This window comes from Pseudomonas sp. K5002 (assembly GCF_013386655.1).
Taxonomy (GTDB): Bacteria; Pseudomonadota; Gammaproteobacteria; order Pseudomonadales; family Pseudomonadaceae; genus Aquipseudomonas.
The window spans coordinates 1-18,308 of sequence record NZ_JACARK010000525.1; the positions used below are offsets into that span (position 1 = coordinate 1).

The following is an 18,308-nucleotide window of genomic DNA, read 5'->3' on the forward strand; positions in this document are numbered from 1 at the left end:
AACTTCTGACAGTAGCGAACGCTCTTTCTGTGTGGCTAGCTTGGAACACCGGCTTGCAGGGAGGGCGAATCATGAGCACGCGGTTTTCATCAGTGACGTATCTGAGCGTCTGCAGCGTGACGACGCTGTTGCTCAATTGGCCTCTCCCCGCGCAGGCAGCCTGTACGTTGATCATAACCGCAGGTAACGACACCACCCTGTGCAGCGATGGCAGTGCTGGCGCGCTGACGGATTTACAAGGAAGCAACATCCTTGAGTTCCCCGTCGGCGGCACCGGCATCATCGTCGGCAACGTGACTTATGGCGCGGGAGATGATCGGGTCACGATGGATTCCGGTGCGATCAATGGCGCGATCAACCAAGGTGACGGAAGAAATATTTTCCAGCTGTTCAATGGCAATATCTCCGGCACGGTGACGCAAGGCGCGGGCGGTGATATTGCGCAAATCAGCGGCGGCAGCTCCGGTGCAATCTCCCAGGGTGACGGGGTAGACCAGTACTTCCAGAGCGGTGGCACCGTCGCCTCACTGGCTCAGGGCGACGGCCGTGACGAGTTCACCATGAGCAGCGGCAGGATTGTCGGCGCCTTTGAAGATGGAGATGTAGCGCTGATGACCGGTGGCAGCATCGGACGGGTCGACATGAAGCTCGACAACAACCTGTTTGACCTGCGGGGTGGAGCGATCATCGGCAACCTCGTTACTGGCTTCGGAAACGACACCATCCTGGTGTCCGGAGGAACGGTTGGTGGCAACATCAGCGTCAGCGGCGGCGACGACATCATCAACGTCAGCGGAGGGGAAATAAGTGGGCAGATCCTCGCCAGCTTTGGCAACGATGAGTTCACTTGGGAAGGCGGCGGTCTGATCCATAAGGAAATCCTCATGGGTGATGGCGCTGACAGGGGTTTCCTGCTCAACCTGACCGAAACCACCCTGGCCTCCACACCACTTCTGGATGGTGGTTTGGGTAACGACACCCTGACCTTCGACAACACCCGATCCGCCACGCCAACCCGCTATGTCAACTGGGAAACCGTCAACCTGGACAACAATTCGCGCCTGACCCTGGGCGGCGACTTCAAGCTCGGTGACAGCGCTACGGCCACCGGTACCCTGAATATTTTTGGCAGCGCCGCCCTGCAGGTAACACAGGGCAGCATCAGCCCCTTCACGGCCGGGCAACCAGCCAACCTGAACAACGGCGGCCTGATCGACATGACCACCGGCAGTTCCAGCGCCACCGACAGCCTGACGGTCAACGGCAACTACACCGGCAATGGTGGCGAACTGGCGCTGCAATCGGTACTCGGCGCCGACGGCTCGGCCAGTGACAAGCTGGTAGTCAGCCAGGGCACGCTGCAAGGCGGCACTACCATCACCGTCACCAACCTTGCCGGCCCCGGCGCCATGACGCTGCAGAACGGCATCCAGGTGGTTGAAGCGCTTAACGGTGCCACGAGCAGCGACCTGGCGTTTACCCTGCGCGGTGGATCCGTTTCCGCAGGCGCCTATGAGTACTACCTGTTCAAAGGAGGCGTAACGCCGGGCACCGGGCAAAACTGGTTCCTGCGGTCCTCGGTGGTGGCGCCGCCGCTGCCCAACCCTGAGGATCCTGACGACCCAGTGGGCATTCTCCCCCCCGTCCCCGCCGACGGCACGCCGGACCTCCCGGGGATTTTCCCGGGAGAAGAACCCATACCCATCTATCGCCCGGAAGTCCCGGTGTATGCCGTGTTGTTTCCCGCCGTGCAGCAGATGGTCCAGGGCATGCTGGGCACCTACCACGAACGCACGGGCGATCAAAGCCTGCAACGTCAACCTGGCGCTTTAGCGGCCGGTTGGGGCCGGGTGTATGGCAGCAGCACGCGGCAATCATTCGCCGGCACCGTCAGCCCGTCGCTGGACAGCTCCCTGTCCGGTTTCCAGGTTGGCACTGACCTGTATGCCTGGACCAACGACGCTGGCCTGACCCAACGCTTCGGCTTCTTTGTCGGCCACAGCCGCCTGACCGGCAATGTGGCGGGTTTCAATGGCGGTTTTCAGGGCAAGGACGCCGGCAACACCACCCTGCGCGGTGACAGCCTGGGCGCGTATTGGACGCTCATCGGCGCCAACCGCGCCTATATCGATGTCGTGCTGATGGGCACGCGGTTCGATGGCCACAGTGAATCCGACCGGGGCGTCAAACTCCCAACCAAGGGCCACAACGTGCTGGGGTCTGTGGAGGTGGGAATGCCGTTTGCGGTGTCGGAACAGTGGGAGGTTGAGCCGCAGGCCCAGGTGATTGTCGATAGAAGCTATGTGGACAGCCAGAACGACGGAATCTCGGATGTCTCATTCCGCGCCGACACTAACGTCGTCACTCGTCTCGGTGTCCGCCTCAAGGGCAGCTACAGCGTGAGCGGCATGCCCCTGCTGCCTTATGTGCGTACCAACGTGTGGCACGCCAGCGCCGGGAATAACACCGTCACGTTCAATAACAGCACGGACATCAACACCGAACAGCAGTCCACCACGCTGGACGTCAGCACCGGGGCAACGCTGCAGGTATCGAGTACGGTCAGTGTGTATGGCGAGGTGGGGTACAACAGCAATCTGGACAGTAATCAGCTGAATGGGCGAAAAGGCACGATTGGCATAAGGGTCGACTTCTAAGCCACAACACATCCCCACTGTGGGAGCGGGCTTGCTCGCGAATGCAGTGTGTCAGCCAAAAAATCTGGCACTGGTACTGCGCATTCGCGAGCAAGCCCGCTCCCACATGGGGTCTTCATCGGCTGGAAATCAGGCGTCCGGTCGCAGGATCAGCACGCCCAATGGCGGCAGGTTCAACGACAGCGACAACGGCTGCCCATGCCTGGGCTCCTCCTCCGTAAACGCCCCGCCACCGTTGCCGAAGTTGGAACCGGCATAGGTGTCGGCATCGCTGTTGATCACCTCGCTCCAGCGCCCGGCAAACGGCACGCCGACCTTGTAGGCCTCACGCGGCACCGGCGTGAAGTTGGCCACCACCAGCACCGGCCTGCCATCCTTGCTCCAGCGCAACCAGGCGTAGACGCTGTTGATCGCGTCATCCCCAATCAACCACTGGAAGCCCTGTGGTGCGTCGTCCTGGTCATGCAGCGCCGGCTCTTCGCGGTACAGACGGTTGAGGTCGCCCACCAGTTTCTGCACGCCCCGGTGTTCGGGGTATTGCAGCAGGTACCAGTCCAGTTGCTGATCGTGGTTCCACTCGCGCCATTGGCCGAACTCGCAGCCCATGAACAGCAGCTTCTTGCCCGGGTGCATCCACATGAAGCTCAGGTACGCCCGCAGGTTGGCAAATTTCTGCCAGCGGTCGCCGGGCATCTTGTCGATCAACGAGTGTTTGCCGTGCACCACTTCATCGTGGGAAATCGGCAGGATAAAACGCTCGGACCAGGCATACACCAGGCCGAAACTCAGCTCGTTGTGGTGATGGGCACGGTACACCGGGTCCTGCTGGATGTAGTGCAGCGAATCGTGCATCCAGCCCATGTTCCACTTGTAGTTGAAGCCCAGGCCGCCCTGTTGGGTCGGCTGGCTTACGCCCGGCCATGCGGTGGACTCCTCGGCGATCACCAGCGCGCCGGGAGCCTCAAGGGCAACGACATCGTTGAGGTGGCGCAGGAAGTCGATGGCCTCGAGGTTTTCCCGCCCGCCGTGGCGGTTGGGTACCCATTCACCGGCCTTGCGCGAATAGTCGCGGTACAGCATCGAGGCCACCGCATCCACTCGCAGGCCATCGATATGGAAATGCTTGAGCCAGTGCAACGCCGACGCCAGCATGAAGCCGTGGACTTCGGTGCGGCCGAGGTTGTAGATCAGGGTGTCCCAATCCTGGTGGAAGCCTTCCAGCGGGTTGGCGTATTCGTACAGCGCGGTGCCGTCGAATTGCGCCAGGCCGTGGGTGTCGGTGGGGAAATGCGCCGGCACCCAATCCAGGATCACGCCGATGTCGGCCTGATGGCAGGCGTTGACGAAAAACGCGAAATCCTCCGGCGAGCCGAAACGTGCCGTCGGGGCAAATTGCGACAGCGCCTGATAACCCCATGAGCCGCCGAACGGGTGCTCCATGATCGGCATCAGTTCGATATGGGTGAAGCCCAACTGCTGTACATAAGGGATCAACCGCTCGGTCAGCTCGCGCCAACTGTACTGGCGGGACACCTCGCCGACTTCATCCAGCTCGCACTGCCAGGAACCGGCATGCAACTCGTAGATCGACAAGGGTGCGCTGGGCTTTTGTCGCTCGCTGCGCGATTGCATCCAGTCGTGGTCCTGCCAGTCGACCTGCAGCGGCGAAGCGACCTTGGACGCAGTATCCGGCGGCAACTGCGTGGCCAGGGCCATGGGGTCGGCCTTGAGCGGCAGAATCCCGTGGGCACCGAGGATTTCATACTTGTAGGCCGCGCCGGGTTGCAGGCGCGGGATGAAAATCTCCCACACACCGGACGGATGGCGCAGGCGCATCGGATGACGGCGCCCGTCCCAGATATTGAAGTCGCCCACCACCGAGACCCGGCGGGCATTCGGTGCCCATACCGCAAAACGCACGCCCTGGACGCCGTCGACGCTGGTCACTTGTGCCCCGAGGCAACTGCTCAGGTCGCGGTGATTGCCTTCGGCAAACAGGTACAGGTCCATCTCCCCCAGCAGCAGTTGCTGGAAGCTGTAAGGGTCTTCGGTGATCTGTTCGCCACCGGCCCACTGGATCTTCAGCAAGTACGCCTGACGGCTGCCAAAATGCCCGACAAACAAGCCCGGTACCTGGGTCGCATCGAGGCTGCCGATGTGCTCGCCGCTGTCGCGGGCCAGGACCTGGACACTCAGTGCTTCCGGCAGGAAGGCGCGAATGAACTGGCCGCCCTGCTCGTCGTCATGGGGACCCAGGATCGAGAATGGATCATGGTGCTCGGCCCGCACCAGGGCTTCGATATCAGCAGGTTTGGGCATCACACTCAACTTTTCCTGCAGCGGTTCTTTGCTTGTAAAACTCATGACGTCTCCCCACCGCGTGCAGTTTTCGATATTGGTTTCAACCCGCTGAGCAGCCCGTGCAAACCTTGCAACGGCACCGGCAACCAGCTCGGGCGATTCTCTGCTTCGTAGGCCACTTCGTACGCGGCCTTCTCCAGGCTGAACAACGCCAGCGCTGCGTCCTGGCCTTTGGCATCCTGCCAGTCATGGGCCAGTGTAGTCGTGGCAGCGTGATAGGCCTGGATAAATGCCTGCCTGGCCTCATGCAAGTAGCGATCCGCCACACGTTGCCGGGACGCATTGGCCTCGGGCGACTGGTCGACGCCCTGCACATTCACCGCCATGGCCGCCGCGTAATCAAACGAGCGCAGCACCCCGCTCACATCCTTGTACGGGCTGTGTTTGCCGCGACGCTCAGGCAACGGCCGCGCCGGTTCGCCCTCGAAGTCGATGAGGTAGGCATCGCCCTTGACCACCAGTACCTGGCCCAGGTGCAGGTCGCCGTGCACGCGAATGCGCAACCCGCCCACCGTGGCTTTCGCCAGGTCCTGAACGTGACTGGCGATGGCCTTTTTCTGCTCCAGTAAAGCACTGACCAACGCCTGATCGGCAGGGTTCAACTTGGTTTGATGCTGTTTGAGCAACTGCAAGGCGTGGTCGATTTGTGCGCCTACGTGCCTGGCCCAGCCCTGGCTGTCCTTGAGGGTTGTGACCTCGGGCTTGAACGCCTTGTTAGTGGTGGGCGCCGCTAGCACCAGGTGCATCTCGCCCAGGCGCTGGCCGAGCAAGCCGGCGAAATCCGCCAGCTCGCCGAGGGCGTTGTAGTGCTGTTCCTGCTCGGACATGGCTTCGGCCAGTTCGTCGCGAATCGCTCGCTCCAGGTTATTCTGGGTCCAGCCCCACGCGTCGCCCTGGTTGCTCAGGTAACCCTGGGCGATCATCAGCAGGTTGTCCTGGCCATCGGCGTCGTGGCGGATCACCGAGCCCAGCAGCGGCGAGATATGCTCGTAGCCGGCTTCGGTCAGGTAGGCGCCCATTTCCAGCTCGGGGTGAACCCCGGCGCTGACTTTTCGGATCAGCTTGAGCACCAGGCTGCCGCCCACCACCACGGAACTGTTGGACTGCTCCGCCGCGAGGTAGCGCACTTCCGACTCGTCGTTCAATTCCAGTTTGGCCAACTGCGCCGTGGGCTCGAAGCGAATCTCGCCATCGGTGGAGTCGAGGACGGTTTTGGCCTGCAGGCCTTGGATCACGCCGCGGATATAAGTGTCGAGGCTGAAGGCATCGGTCACCAAACCTACCTGACGCACTCGCCGTACACGCGCAAGCGCGAGTTGTTGCGGCAAGGCGCTGGTGAACTGGTCTTCGCCAAGGAAGCCGAACGGCAGCTGATAGCGGCTGACCTGGCCGGCGCTGGTGACTTCGATTTCACTGAGCAGCACCGGATGCTGCGGGTCGCCGAAGCGCACGCCATAAGCGATGTGCACGCCGTCGATCGCCGTATCCTTGCTGGCAAACCAGCGGCGCTTGGGCAGCCACGCCGGCAACGCATTCTGTTCCAGGGTGGTGCGGCACGGTGCTTCGAGCAATTCTTCCATGCGTTTCTTCAGCACCAGGGTGGTGAAGTCCGGGATGCTTTGTGCCGGTTCCACGTGCCAGCTTGGCATCTGGTTTTCCGCCGCCAGCACGAACCAGTAGAAGCCATACGGCGCCAGGGTCAGCAGGAAATTCAGCTGGCCAATCGGTGGGAAGGCATTGCCACCGAGCATCTCCACCGGAACCATGCCGGCAAACGCCGAGAGGTCCAGTTCTGCGGCCTGGGCACTGCGGGACACGTTGGCCACGCACAGGATGATTTCATTCTTGCCATCGGCGCCTGCGTATTCGCGGGTATACGCCAGGATGCGGCGGTTGCTGGGCGAGAGCATTTTCAGGCTGCCGCGACCGAACGCCTTGGACTGTTTACGCACCGCGAGCATGCGCCGCGTCCAGTTCAGCAAGGAGTGCGGGTCCTGGGTCTGGGTTTCGACGTTGACCGACTGGTAGCCGTATTGCGGGTCCATGATTGGCGGCAATACCAGGCTGGCCGGGTCGGCGCGGGAGAAGCCGCCGTTGCGGTCGATGGACCATTGCATCGGCGTACGCACGCCGTCGCGGTCACCGAGGTAGATGTTGTCGCCCATGCCGATCTCATCGCCGTAGTACAGGGTCGGCGTGCCCGGCATCGACAGCAGCAGGCTGTTGAGCAGCTCGATGCGTCGGCGGTCGCGTTCCATCAGCGGCGCCAGGCGGCGGCGAATCCCCAGGTTGATACGTGCACGGCGGTCGGCAGCGTAATAGTTCCAGAGGTAGTCGCGCTCTTTGTCGGTGACCATTTCCAGGGTCAGTTCATCGTGGTTGCGCAGGAAGATTGCCCATTGGCAATTGGCCGGGATCTCCGGGGTCTGGCGCAGGATGTCGGTGATCGGGAAACGGTCTTCCTGGGCCAGCGCCATGTACATGCGCGGCATCAGCGGGAAGTGGAACGCCATGTGGCACTCATCGCCGTCGTCGCCCTTTTTGTCCCCGAAGTAAAGCTGGGTGTCTTCCGGCCATTGGTTGGCTTCGGCCAGGAGCATGCGGTCGGGGTAGTTGGCGTCGATCTCGGCGCGGATCTGCTTGAGCACGTCGTGGGTTTCGGGGAGGTTTTCGTTGTTGGTGCCGTCGCGCTCGATCAGGTACGGAATGGCGTCCAGGCGCAGGCCGTCGATGCCCATGTCGAGCCAGTAGCGCATCACCGACAGGACGGCTTTCATGACCTGCGGGTTATCGAAGTTGAGGTCCGGCTGGTGGGAGTAAAAGCGGTGCCAGAAGTATTGGCCGGCGACCGGGTCCCAGGTCCAGTTGGACTTTTCGGTGTCGAGGAAAATGATCCGGGTGCCGTCGTATTTCTGGTCGTCATCGGACCATACGTAGAAATCCCGCGCCGCCGAGCCGGGCTTGGCCTTGCGGGCGCGCTGGAACCAGGGGTGCTGGTCGGAGGTGTGGTTGATCACCAGCTCGGTGATCACCCGCAGCCCGCGTTTATGGGCTTCGGCGATAAAGCGCTTGGCATCGGCCATGGTCCCGTAGTCGCTGTGCACGCCCCGGTATTCGGCGATGTCGTAGCCATCGTCACGGCGTGGCGAGGGGTAGAACGGTAGTAGCCAGATGGTGTTCACACCAAGGTCGGCGATGTAGTCGAGCTTGGCGATCAGCCCGGGAAAATCACCGATGCCGTCGTTGTTGGAGTCGAAATAGGATTTGACGTGAACCTGATAAATCACCGCGTCCTTGTACCAGAGCGGATCTTTGATAAAGGTGGCAGCCTTGGGTTTCTTCGCCATTGGAAACTCCTGGAAAATTCGTGAGGGCCGCTGATCGTTCCCACGCTCTGCGTGGGAATGCCTGTTGCGACGCTCCGCGTCACGCTTGGGGGACGCAGAGCGTCCGGGGCTGCATTCCCACGCGGAGCGTGGGAACGATCTCAACTTACGGTAATGCGCCAGATGCCAAACGGCTGATGCCACGGTTCGATGCGCATCCACTGGGTCTTGCCGTACCAGGTCCAGCGGTGGCCGGTCATCAGGTCTTCGCCCTGGGTCTGGGCATCGTCCGGCAAGCCCAGCTCCCACAGCGGCAACTCGAAATTGGCCTCCTGGGCGTTGAACGGGTCGAGACTCACGGCCACCAGGATAAAGTTGCTGCCATCCTCGCTGCGTTTGCCGAAGTACAGGATGTTGTCGTTCCACGCGTTGTAGAGTTTGAGCCCCAGGTGCGTCTGCAAGGCCGGGTTCTGCCGGCGGATGCGGTTGAGCTGGGCGATCTCGGCAATGATGTTGCCCGGCGCCGTGAAGTCTCGTGGGCGGATCTCGTACTTCTCCGAGTCCAGGTACTCTTCCTTGCCCGGCACCGGGGCCGCTTCGCACAGTTCAAAACCCGAGTACATGCCCCACAGGCCTGAGCCCATGGTGGCCAACGCGGCGCGGATCAAGAAGCCGGCGCGGCCGGATTCATGCAGGAAGCCGGGGTTGATGTCCGGGGTGTTGACGAAGAAGTTCGGCCGGAAGCACTCGCGCCACGGCGACTCGTTCAGTTCGCTCAGGTACTCGCTCAACTCGGCCTTGGTGTTGCGCCAGGTGAAGTAGGTGTAGCTCTGGGAGTAACCAACCTTGCCCAGGCGCGCCATCATCGCCGGGGTGGTGAAGGCTTCGGCGAGGAAGATCACTTCGGGGTATTTAGAACGCACATCGCTGATCAGCCATTGCCAGAACGGCAGCGGCTTGGTGTGGGGGTTGTCGACGCGAAAGGTCTTCACGCCCTCTTCCACCCAACCGACCACGATGTCGCGCAACTCGACCCACAGGCTGGGAATCGCGTCGGCCGCATAGAAGTCGACGTTGACGATGTCCTGGTATTTCTTCGGCGGGTTCTCGGCGTATTTGATCGTGCCGTCGGGCCGCCAGTTGAACCAGCCCGGATGCTGTTTGAGCCACGGGTGGTCCTGGGAGCACTGGATAGCAAAATCCAGCGCGATTTCCAGTCCATGGTCGGCGGCGGCCTTGACCAGGTTGCGGAAATCCTCACGGGTGCCCAACTGCGAATGGATCGCCTCGTGGCCGCCCTCTTCGCTGCCGATGGCATACGGGCTGCCCGGGTCGTCCGGCCCGGCGGTCAGGGAATTGTTCTTGCCCTTGCGGTGGCTGCGACCGATCGGATGGATCGGCGGGAAGTACAGCACGTCAAAGCCCATGTCGTGGATCATCGACAGCCGTGAGTGCACATCGTTGAATGTGCCATGGCGGGCGGGATCGTCGGTGATCGAGCGGGGAAACAACTCGTACCAGCTGGCAAATTGCGCAGCCTCGCGCTCTACATCAATCGGGTACACCGGGCTGATGCTCAAATAGGCGCGGTGATCGGCCTGGGTCATCAGGTGTGCACTGTCTTCGTGCAGGAACAACGCGACCTGCTCGGTTTCCAGCAAACCGGAGAGTTCGTGGTGCAGCAACATCAAGCGGTCACGCAGCTCATTGTCACTGCGCTCGGCGGCTTGCAAGACCTGACCGCGACCTTCCTGCAACTCCAGGCTGACCGGCACCCCGGCCTCGTGTTTCTTGCTCAGTTCGTAGCGAAAGCTGGCAAACGTGTCGATCCAGGCTTCGATGCAATACTCATGCGGGCCCTGGGCGGTCACGGTGAATGCGCCTTCCCAGCCGTTGTTGCCGACATCGGTCATCACCACGCTGTGCCAGCTTTCTTCACTGCGCGGGCGCCAGCGGATCATCACCGCAAGCTTGTCGTGGCCATCAGCGAACACCTTGCTGGCAACCTGCACGCGCTGGCCAACCACAGCCTTGACGGCGAACTCGCCGCCATCGATCACCGGGGTCGTGCTTTCAATCGCGATCCTTGGCAGCAACAGTGCCTGGGACAGCGGTAATGTGGAGGTTGAATCGTCTTGAGTCAGTGTTTCAGCAGTCATCGAGCATCTCCCCTTAACGCCCAGTGGACGCTCTTGTGCTTGATTCAAATTCTGAAACGACGCCACTCTCCCTGAGCAGGGCCGTCTAGGTTCCGAGCATGCCGACGAGTGAAAAGTTCAGGCGGATATCCCGCCATCGGGCGGGGAATCAAATCCACCACGCGATTGTCCACCGATAGAGCAAAGCACAAAGGAGGCCACACCGATGAATATCCCTATTCCGGCTGAAACGCCTGATCCCAATATAGATAAGCCCACATTACCGCCGACCGAACCCGACCCGGTTCCCGAGCAGGAACCGCCAGGCACACAGCCACCACCGGTGGAGGAACCACCGACGACCATGCCTCCGGTGATTGTCTGAAGAGACCGATCACAGGAAGTAAAAAGCGGAAGCTTCAGGCTTCCGCGTTTACTTGAATCTATAAGCTGCAACTTCATTCACAAAAAATTATAAAGAACTGTCAAAACCGACAGTATCAGCCGAGACGAACGCCGCCCATGATCAAAGTGCGCGACGCGCGAACAACAGAACAATAAAACCTCTCGGAGATACCTCATGAAAAGAACAGCCGCCTACCTGCTGCTTTTCCTTTGCACCTTGACCGCCTGCACCACCGAACCCTCCGGCCCGTTCGATACGGAAATCGCAAGCAAATTAAACAACCGCTACCAGGACACCGCTGCTCAGTGTGCCGATGGCCTGGCCCTGTATCACTGCAATGGGGTGCTTATTCGCGTCACTGACAGCCTCATAGCATCGCCCGGCGAGCTTGAGCGCAATGCCGCCGCATTCTCTTACCTGCGAGCCGACCTGGATATCAGGAAGCTGTTTGCACGGGACGCTGGCGTAATAATGTCGGCATTGCCCTCCACCGCAGCGGGCCCAATCAGCGTGCGCTGCTCTTTTCCCACCAATGGTGCGACAGGTGACCGCCCGGATGGATGCGGCGAAACTTCCAGGGAGCTGCCAGGCTACCAGCGTGAATGGAGCCGGCACTGCGATGACCAAGGCGTGGTGGATGGCCACACCTGGCTGGCCCACTTCAACAAAGTCAAACCGGCTTATTTTTTTATGTGTGCGTTTCGTGGATCGGTGCAGCAGTTTTCTCTAAGCATCACTGTCAGAAAACTGATGCCGGCAAACTATATTGAAGATTGGAATGAAGTCGTCACCTCAGCCTGGACAGTGTCCGAGATTGATAAAGTCCCCTTCCAGGCTTTCTTCTATAACGCTGCCAACTTGCCAGGAAGAGATGCGGCCAAGAAACTTCAGCGCGAGTATTACGGCTATACGCAGCGCCTGCTTCCGGTGGTTCGTGTTGACTTGCTCGCTCAAGACCAACGCATATTCGCGTATCACAAAGAAGATCAAATCACCATTCCGGTACAGTGATCAGTCCAGCAGGAGCGTGAAGTTGCACACGCCTCGATATCACGCTGTCAGCCCATTCACGCGCGACCTGATGAAAAATACGGCGACTAATTCTTTTCCAATAGCCTGACGATTCTTGGCATCACACTGAACACCGCCAAAGCCAACAACGTGCTGAGTACCGCCGTGGATTCCCGCCCCATTCCCGCCGCCACCCCAATGGCGGCGGTCATCCACAAGCCGGCGGCGGTGGTCAACCCTTTGACGTGCTGACCCTCTTCGTCTTCCTTGCCCTTGAGGATGGTGCCAGCACCAAGAAAGCCGATACCCGCTATCACGCCCTGCAGCACACGGCTCATGGCGTCTGCCTGGGAGCCGGACATGCTCGGCACCAACACGAACAGCGCGGCGCCCAGGGCCACGAGCATGTGGGTGCGTACCCCGGCGGCCTTGCCTTTCTGTTCGCGCTCGTAACCCAGGATCCCGCCCAATATCGCGGCAATCAGCAGCCGAACGGTGATTTGCGTGAGTTGCCGGGCATCGCCGATATCGGCAAATTCCGCTTGCAGGGTTACCCAGACTTCATGCCACCAGGCGTCCATGGACGTTTCCTTGTTGGGGGTCGATAGAACATGGACAGCATCGACCGTCAGTCAGTTGCGCAGAACCATTGCCTGCGCATCCCACCCTAATCAGTAATAGCCCACAAAAAGGAGATCGATATGCCCGTACGTATCGAAGGTCAGCAATGTTTCTTCACCGTCGATGTGGACGGCCACGAGAAACAACTGGAAGCCACCCATGTCACGGTCGAAACCGACAGCGAAAAATCCATGTCGTTCGTGAAGCTGAACGGTGACCGCACCTATATCACCGAAGCCGAAGCCGACGCATTGACCGTAGCGGGTGCCAAAGACGGCCGTAAGCACTTGAAAGCTACCGACGGTGATTCGGTGATTTGATTGACCTGGATCAGCCCCGCCTCAAAAGCGCTGCACCCCGCGCACCACCGGGTGCAGCACATTGTCGCAGGCATGCACGGGCGGCCCATCTGATCCGCTTTTTATCGCCATACCTGAGTCTGTTATGCAAACAGAGCGCCGGTCATAGTTCATCTGCCTGATGGAGGCTGATGAGCGAAAGACCATGAGCGATAGAATCCCCGTCCGAACCGTAGAAGTGTTTGAGCCTGCACATCCAAAGAAGATGAAGGCCAAATCCAGCGACAACCTGATTCACACCCGCAGTTTTACCGGCCTGTTCCGTACCTTGCGCGTGGCAGGCGCAGGCTTTCTGTTCCTGGCATTTTTCGGCACCGTGTGGCTGAACTGGGGCGGACGGCAGGCGGTGTTATGGGACCTGGCTGAAAGCAAATTCCACATCTTCGGTGCCACGTTCTGGCCCCAGGATTTCATCCTGCTGTCGGCGCTGTTGATCATCTGCGCGTTCGGCCTGTTCGCCATCACCGTATTCGCAGGGCGTGTGTGGTGTGGCTATACCTGCCCGCAAAGCTCGTTTACCTGGTTGTTCATGTGGTGCGAAAAGGTCACTGAAGGCGAGCGAAACCAACGCATCAAGCTGCAAGCTGCGCCCTGGAGCCTGGACAAGCTGGCGCGGCGCTCGGCCAAGCACACGCTGTGGCTGGGGATCAGCGTGCTGACCGGGCTGACATTTGTCGGCTACTTCACGCCGATCCGGCCGCTGGCCGAGGAGCTGCTGACCTGGCAAATGGGCGGCGTAAGCCTGTTCTGGGTGCTGTTCTTCACCGGCGCCACCTACATCAACGCCGGCTGGCTGCGTGAAGCGGTGTGCATGCACATGTGCCCGTATGCACGGTTCCAGAGTGTGATGTTCGACAAGGACACCCTGACCATTTCCTACGACGTAGCCCGCGGCGAGAACCGTGGCCCGCGCAAACGAGACGTGCAACCGGCGGACGTCGGCCTGGGTGATTGCATCGACTGCCAGCTGTGCGTGCAGGTATGCCCCACCGGCATCGACATCCGTGACGGCCTGCAAATGGAATGCATCGGCTGCGCCGCGTGTATCGATGCCTGTGATTCGATCATGGATAAAATGGGCTATGCCCGCGGCCTGGTCAGCTACACCTCGGAGCATCAGTTGCAAGGTGGCAAGACCCATCTGCTCAGGCCACGCCTGATCGGCTACAGTGCCGTGCTGCTGGTGATGATCGGCGCGCTGGTGGTGGCGCTGGTAGAACGCCCGATGGTGTCGCTGGACGTGACCAAGGACCGGGGGATGTTTCGCGAGAACAGTGACGGCTTGATCGAGAACATCTACAGCCTCAAGGTCATCAACAAGACCCAGCAGCGCCAGGATTACCGCCTGGAGCTGATGGACGGCGACGGCTTCCAGCTGCAGGGCAAGACCGAGATCAGCCTGGCACCAGGTGAGATTACCGATGTGCCGGTGTCGGTGGCGATGACCGCAGAGAAGCCAGCCAGCAGTTCGCAGACGATCCGCTTCAAGGTCTCGGATGTGGATGAGCCGTGGATTTACAGCGCGGCGGACAGCCGGTTTGTGGCGCCATTGAATCGCTGAGCCCAAGCTTTCAGCAACACTGGAGATCAAATGTGGGAGCGGGCTTGCTCGCGAAAGCGGTGTGCCAGTCAATACCTTAGGTGACTGATCCACCGCCTTCGCGAGCAAGCCCGCTCCCACATTTCGATCGCGTTGTCCTAGCTACCTGTGTCAGGCGGCGATCGACAGTTTCAGCTTGTTCATCGCACTCTTCTCGAGCTGACGAATCCGCTCGGCCGACACGTTGTACTTCTGCGCCAGGTCGTGCAGCGTGGCTTTTTCTTCTGCCAGCCAGCGCTGGTAGAGAATGTCACGGCTGCGGTCGTCCAGCACTTCCAGCGCTTCGTGCAGGTTGTGATTGGAGTTGTCGCTCCAGTCGGCATCTTCCAGCTGACGCGCCGGGTCGTACCGGTGGTCTTCCAGGTAGTTGGCCGGCGATTGGAAGGCACTGTCGTCGTCCGCTTCGGCGGCCGGGTCGAAGGCCATGTCATGGCCGGTCAGGCGACTTTCCATCTCGCGCACTTCACGTGGCTCTACGCCGAGGCTTTCGGCCACGCGATGCACTTCTTCGTTGTTCAGCCACGCCAGGCGTTTCTTCTGGCTGCGCAGGTTGAAGAACAGTTTGCGCTGGGCCTTGGTGGTCGCGACTTTCACGATGCGCCAGTTGCGCAGGATGAATTCGTGAATTTCCGCCTTGATCCAGTGCACAGCAAACGACACCAGGCGCACACCCATTTCCGGGTTGAAGCGCTTCACGGCTTTCATCAGGCCAACGTTGCCTTCCTGAATCAGGTCAGCCTGGGCCAGGCCGTAGCCGCTATAGCTACGGGCGATATGTACGACAAAACGCAGGTGGGCGAGCACCATCTGCCGAGCCGCCCCCAAATCCTGCTCATAGTAGAGACTCTCGGCCAGTTCACGCTCCTGCTCGGGCGTCAGCAATGGAATGCTGTTGACCGTGTGCACATAGGCCTCCAGGTTCGCACCCGGGACCAGAGCATAAGCAGGTTGCAAAGAAGTGGTCATACGAAAAAACCTCCGACTCACATAACTCGTGCAGTTCAGCACTGCGAAAATTGACCGGGAACCGTAGGACAAGTTCCCTAAACCACTGATACGGTCAATACAAACGAAACCACATTACCCTGACATTAACTACTTCGGTGCCAGCTCACGTAAATGCCGTGCGACCGCAATCCAAGCACCGATATACCCCAAGAGCACTGCCCCAAGCAACAATGACAGACCATCGGCTGCCGGCACGCCGGCCAGGGCAAAATCGCTGCCGTACAAACCGGCAAGCCCCACCACCGCATCGTTCAGCCAGTTCAGGCCAAAAGCCAGTACGCCCCAGGACAAAATTCCCGCACCGAAGCCATACAGCGCGCCCATGTACAGAAAAGGCCGACGCACATAGCTGTCCGTGCCGCCGACGAGTTTAATCACTTCTATCTCGGTGCGGCGGTTTTCAATATGAAGACGAATGGTATTGCCTATCACCAAAAGTAATGCAGACACCAGCAACACCGTCAGGCCGAACACAAACCGGTCGCCCAGCTTGAGAATCGCGGCCAACCGCTCTACCCAGACTAGATCAAGTTGTGCCTGTTGGACCTTCGGCAGCTCTGCGAGTTTTTGTCGCAGGGCTTCCAGGGTGGTCTTGTCGACCTCGTTCGGGGTGACCAGCACCACGCCCGGCAGCGGGTTTTGCGGCAACTCCTTGAGCGCCTCGCCCAGGCCGGACTGTTGCTGGAACTCTTCCAGGGCTTGATCGCGGCTGATGTACTCAGCCTCGGCCACACCCGGAATGCCCTTGATCTGGTCGCGCAGGGACTCACCGTCCTGGGCGCTGGCATCCAGGTTCAGGTACAGGGAAATCTGCGCCGCCCGCTGCCACGAACCGCCAAGGCGCTCGACATTGTTCAGCAGCAATGACAAGCCCATGGGCAGGCTCAAGGCCACGGCCATGACCAGGCAGGTAAAAAAGCTGCCGATCGGCTGCTTGCCGAGGCGGCGCAGGCTGTCTACCAGGCTGGCACGGTGGCTTTCGATCCAGGCATGCACCAGGGTGCCGAAATCCGGGCCATCGTCTTCGTCGCGTTTTTTCTTCTGTGGCTGCGGGTCGGCCGCCTTTGGCGCGACGCGCTCGGAAACCTTCGGGCTGCGTGTTGCACTCATACCCCAGCCTCCCCGTCACCGATCAGGCGGCCGCGTTGCAGGGTCAGCATGCGGTGGCGCATGCGGGCGATCAGCGCCAGGTCGTGACTGGCGATCAGCACGCTGGTGCCCAGGCGGTTGATGTCTTCGAACACGCCCATGATTTCTGCGGCCAGGCGCGGGTCGAGGTTACCGGTGGGTTCGTCCGCCAGCAGCAAGGCCGGGCGATGGACGATGGCGCGGGCGATGCCGACGCGCTGTTGCTGGCCGGTGGACAGGTCGCCTGGGTACAGGTCGGTCTTGTCCGACAGCGCCACGCGCTCCAGGGCCGAATCCACGCGCTTGACGATTTCGGCCTTGGACAGACCGAGAATCTGCAACGGCAAGGCGATGTTGTTGAACACCGTGCGATCGAACAGCAACTGGTGATTTTGGAACACCACGCCGATCTGCCGGCGCAGAAATGGAATCTGTGCGTTGCTGATGGTTGCCAGGTCCTGGCCCGCCAGCAGCAGTTTGCCGGTGGTTGGGCGCTCCATGGCCAGCAGCAGGCGCAACAAGGTACTTTTACCGGCACCCGAATGGCCGGTCACAAACAAGAATTCGCCGCGACGCACCCGGAAACTCAGCTCATGCAAGCCGACATGCCCGTTGGCGTAGCGTTTACCGACCTGTTCGAAACGAATCATGAACGCTCCCGCTCGGCAAACAGTGCCTGTACAAAGGGTTCGGCTTCAAAAGTGCGCAGGTCGTCGATGCCTTCACCGACGCCGATGTAACGAATCGGCAACCCGAACTGCTTCGCCAGGGCGAAGATCACACCGCCCTTGGCCGTGCCGTCGAGCTTAGTCAATGCCAGGCCGGTCAGCTGGACCGTCTGGTGGAATTGTTTGGCCTGGCTGATGGCGTTCTGGCCGGTACCGGCGTCCAGCACCAGCAACACCTCGTGGGGCGCGTCGGCGTCGAGCTTGCCGATCACGCGGCGAACTTTCTTCAGCTCTTCCATCAGGTTGTCTTTGGTGTGCAGGCGACCGGCGGTATCGGCGATCAGCACATCAATGTTGCGCGCTTTGGCGGCCTGCACCGCATCGAAGATCACCGAAGCCGAATCGGCGCCGGTGTGCTGGGCGATGACCGGGATCTTGTTGCGCTCGCCCCAGACCTGCAATTGCTCCACGGCGGCGGCACGGAAGGTGTCACCGGCGGCGAGCATGACTTTCTTGCCTTCCAGTTGCAGCTTCTTCGCCAGCTTGCCGATGGTGGTGGTCTTGCCGGCGCCGTTGACGCCAACCACCAGGATCACAAACGGCTTTTTCTGCGTATCGATGATCAGCGGCGCTTCCACCGGCTTGAGCATGTTGGCCAGCTCGGCCTGCAGCGACTTGTAGAGCGCATCGGCGTCGGTCAGCTGCTTGCGCGCGACCTTCTGGGTCAGGCTCTGGATGATCACGGCGGTGGCTTCGACGCCCACGTCGGCGGTCAGCAGGCGGGTTTCGATGTCCTCCAGCAGCTCGTCATCGATGGTCTTTTTGCCGAGGAACAGGCTGGCCATGCCTTCGCCGATGCTGGCGCTGGTCTTGCTCAGGCCTTGCTTGAGGCGGGCGAAGAAACCGGTCTTGCCGGTTTCGGCAGGAACAGCAGGCTCTTCGATGACTGCTGGCGCGGCGACGGCGACCGGAACAGGTTCGGCAACCATCGGTGCAGGCACCTCAACCACTGGCGGCGCCTGGAC

At 60.7% G+C, this 18,308-nt stretch carries 12 protein-coding genes; 4 read left to right on the top strand and 8 right to left on the bottom strand.

The genetic code is table 11. The annotated features are described in order from the left end of the window. Positions 1-71: 71 nt before the first annotated feature. Positions 72-2,657, top strand: a complete 2,586-nt coding sequence (locus HX846_RS22400) for an autotransporter outer membrane beta-barrel domain-containing protein (protein WP_178966111.1) — start codon at positions 72-74, stop codon at positions 2,655-2,657. 129 nt (positions 2,658-2,786) lie between these two features. Here HX846_RS22400 and glgB read toward each other — a convergent pair whose 3' ends face one another. The 3 genes from glgB to HX846_RS22415 form a co-directional block, all read right to left on the bottom strand. Then, a complete protein-coding gene (gene glgB, locus HX846_RS22405; protein ID WP_003207521.1) occupies positions 2,787-5,021 on the bottom strand; it encodes a 1,4-alpha-glucan branching protein GlgB in 2,235 nt (744 codons plus the stop codon). After that, entirely contained in the window at positions 5,018-8,365 is a 3,348-nt protein-coding gene (gene treS, locus HX846_RS22410; protein ID WP_177081483.1) for a maltose alpha-D-glucosyltransferase, read from the bottom strand. Before treS ends, glgB begins: the two co-directional genes overlap by 4 nt. Positions 8,366-8,505: 140 nt before the next feature. Next, entirely contained in the window at positions 8,506-10,503 is a 1,998-nt protein-coding gene (locus HX846_RS22415) for an alpha-1,4-glucan--maltose-1-phosphate maltosyltransferase (RefSeq protein ID WP_102368885.1), read from the bottom strand. A gap of 559 nt (positions 10,504-11,062) precedes the next feature. On the opposite strand from HX846_RS22415, the gene HX846_RS22420 reads away from it, so the two are divergent. Beyond that, entirely contained in the window at positions 11,063-11,899 is an 837-nt protein-coding gene (locus HX846_RS22420; RefSeq protein ID WP_178966112.1) for a hypothetical protein, read from the top strand. An 86-nt stretch (positions 11,900-11,985) separates the two neighbouring features. On the opposite strand, the gene HX846_RS22425 is transcribed toward HX846_RS22420, so the two are convergent. Further along, complete coding sequence (locus HX846_RS22425) at positions 11,986-12,480, bottom strand: MgtC/SapB family protein (RefSeq protein ID WP_087692384.1); 495 nt, start codon at positions 12,478-12,480, stop codon at positions 11,986-11,988. A gap of 120 nt (positions 12,481-12,600) precedes the next feature. Between HX846_RS22425 and HX846_RS22430 the strand changes: the two genes are divergently transcribed. Continuing rightward, the gene (locus HX846_RS22430) at positions 12,601-12,840 is read left to right on the top strand and encodes a DUF3203 family protein (RefSeq protein WP_003207514.1); all 240 of its coding nucleotides are present in this window, start codon (positions 12,601-12,603) and stop codon (positions 12,838-12,840) included. A gap of 184 nt (positions 12,841-13,024) precedes the next feature. Continuing rightward, positions 13,025-14,440 carry a cytochrome c oxidase accessory protein CcoG gene (ccoG, locus tag HX846_RS22435; protein WP_023658783.1) on the top strand — a complete coding sequence of 472 codons (1,416 nt, stop codon included), beginning with the start codon at positions 13,025-13,027 and terminating at the stop codon, positions 14,438-14,440. Positions 14,441-14,590: 150 nt separating this feature from the next. On the opposite strand, the gene rpoH is transcribed toward ccoG, so the two are convergent. From rpoH to ftsY, 4 genes are all read right to left on the bottom strand, one after another. After that, positions 14,591-15,445, bottom strand: a complete 855-nt coding sequence (gene rpoH, locus HX846_RS22440; RefSeq protein ID WP_003176698.1) for an RNA polymerase sigma factor RpoH — start codon at positions 15,443-15,445, stop codon at positions 14,591-14,593. Between the two features lie 129 nt (positions 15,446-15,574). After that, positions 15,575-16,597 carry a permease-like cell division protein FtsX gene (ftsX, locus tag HX846_RS22445; RefSeq protein WP_003213783.1) on the bottom strand — a complete coding sequence of 341 codons (1,023 nt, stop codon included), beginning with the start codon at positions 16,595-16,597 and terminating at the stop codon, positions 15,575-15,577. Beyond that, positions 16,594-17,265, bottom strand: a complete 672-nt coding sequence (ftsE, locus tag HX846_RS22450; protein ID WP_003213784.1) for a cell division ATP-binding protein FtsE — start codon at positions 17,263-17,265, stop codon at positions 16,594-16,596. Before ftsE ends, ftsX begins: the two co-directional genes overlap by 4 nt. After that, the coding region (gene ftsY / locus HX846_RS22455) for a signal recognition particle-docking protein FtsY (protein WP_178966113.1) at positions 17,262-18,308 on the bottom strand (1,047 nt) is incomplete at its 5' end. The genes ftsY and ftsE, both read right to left, overlap by 4 nt.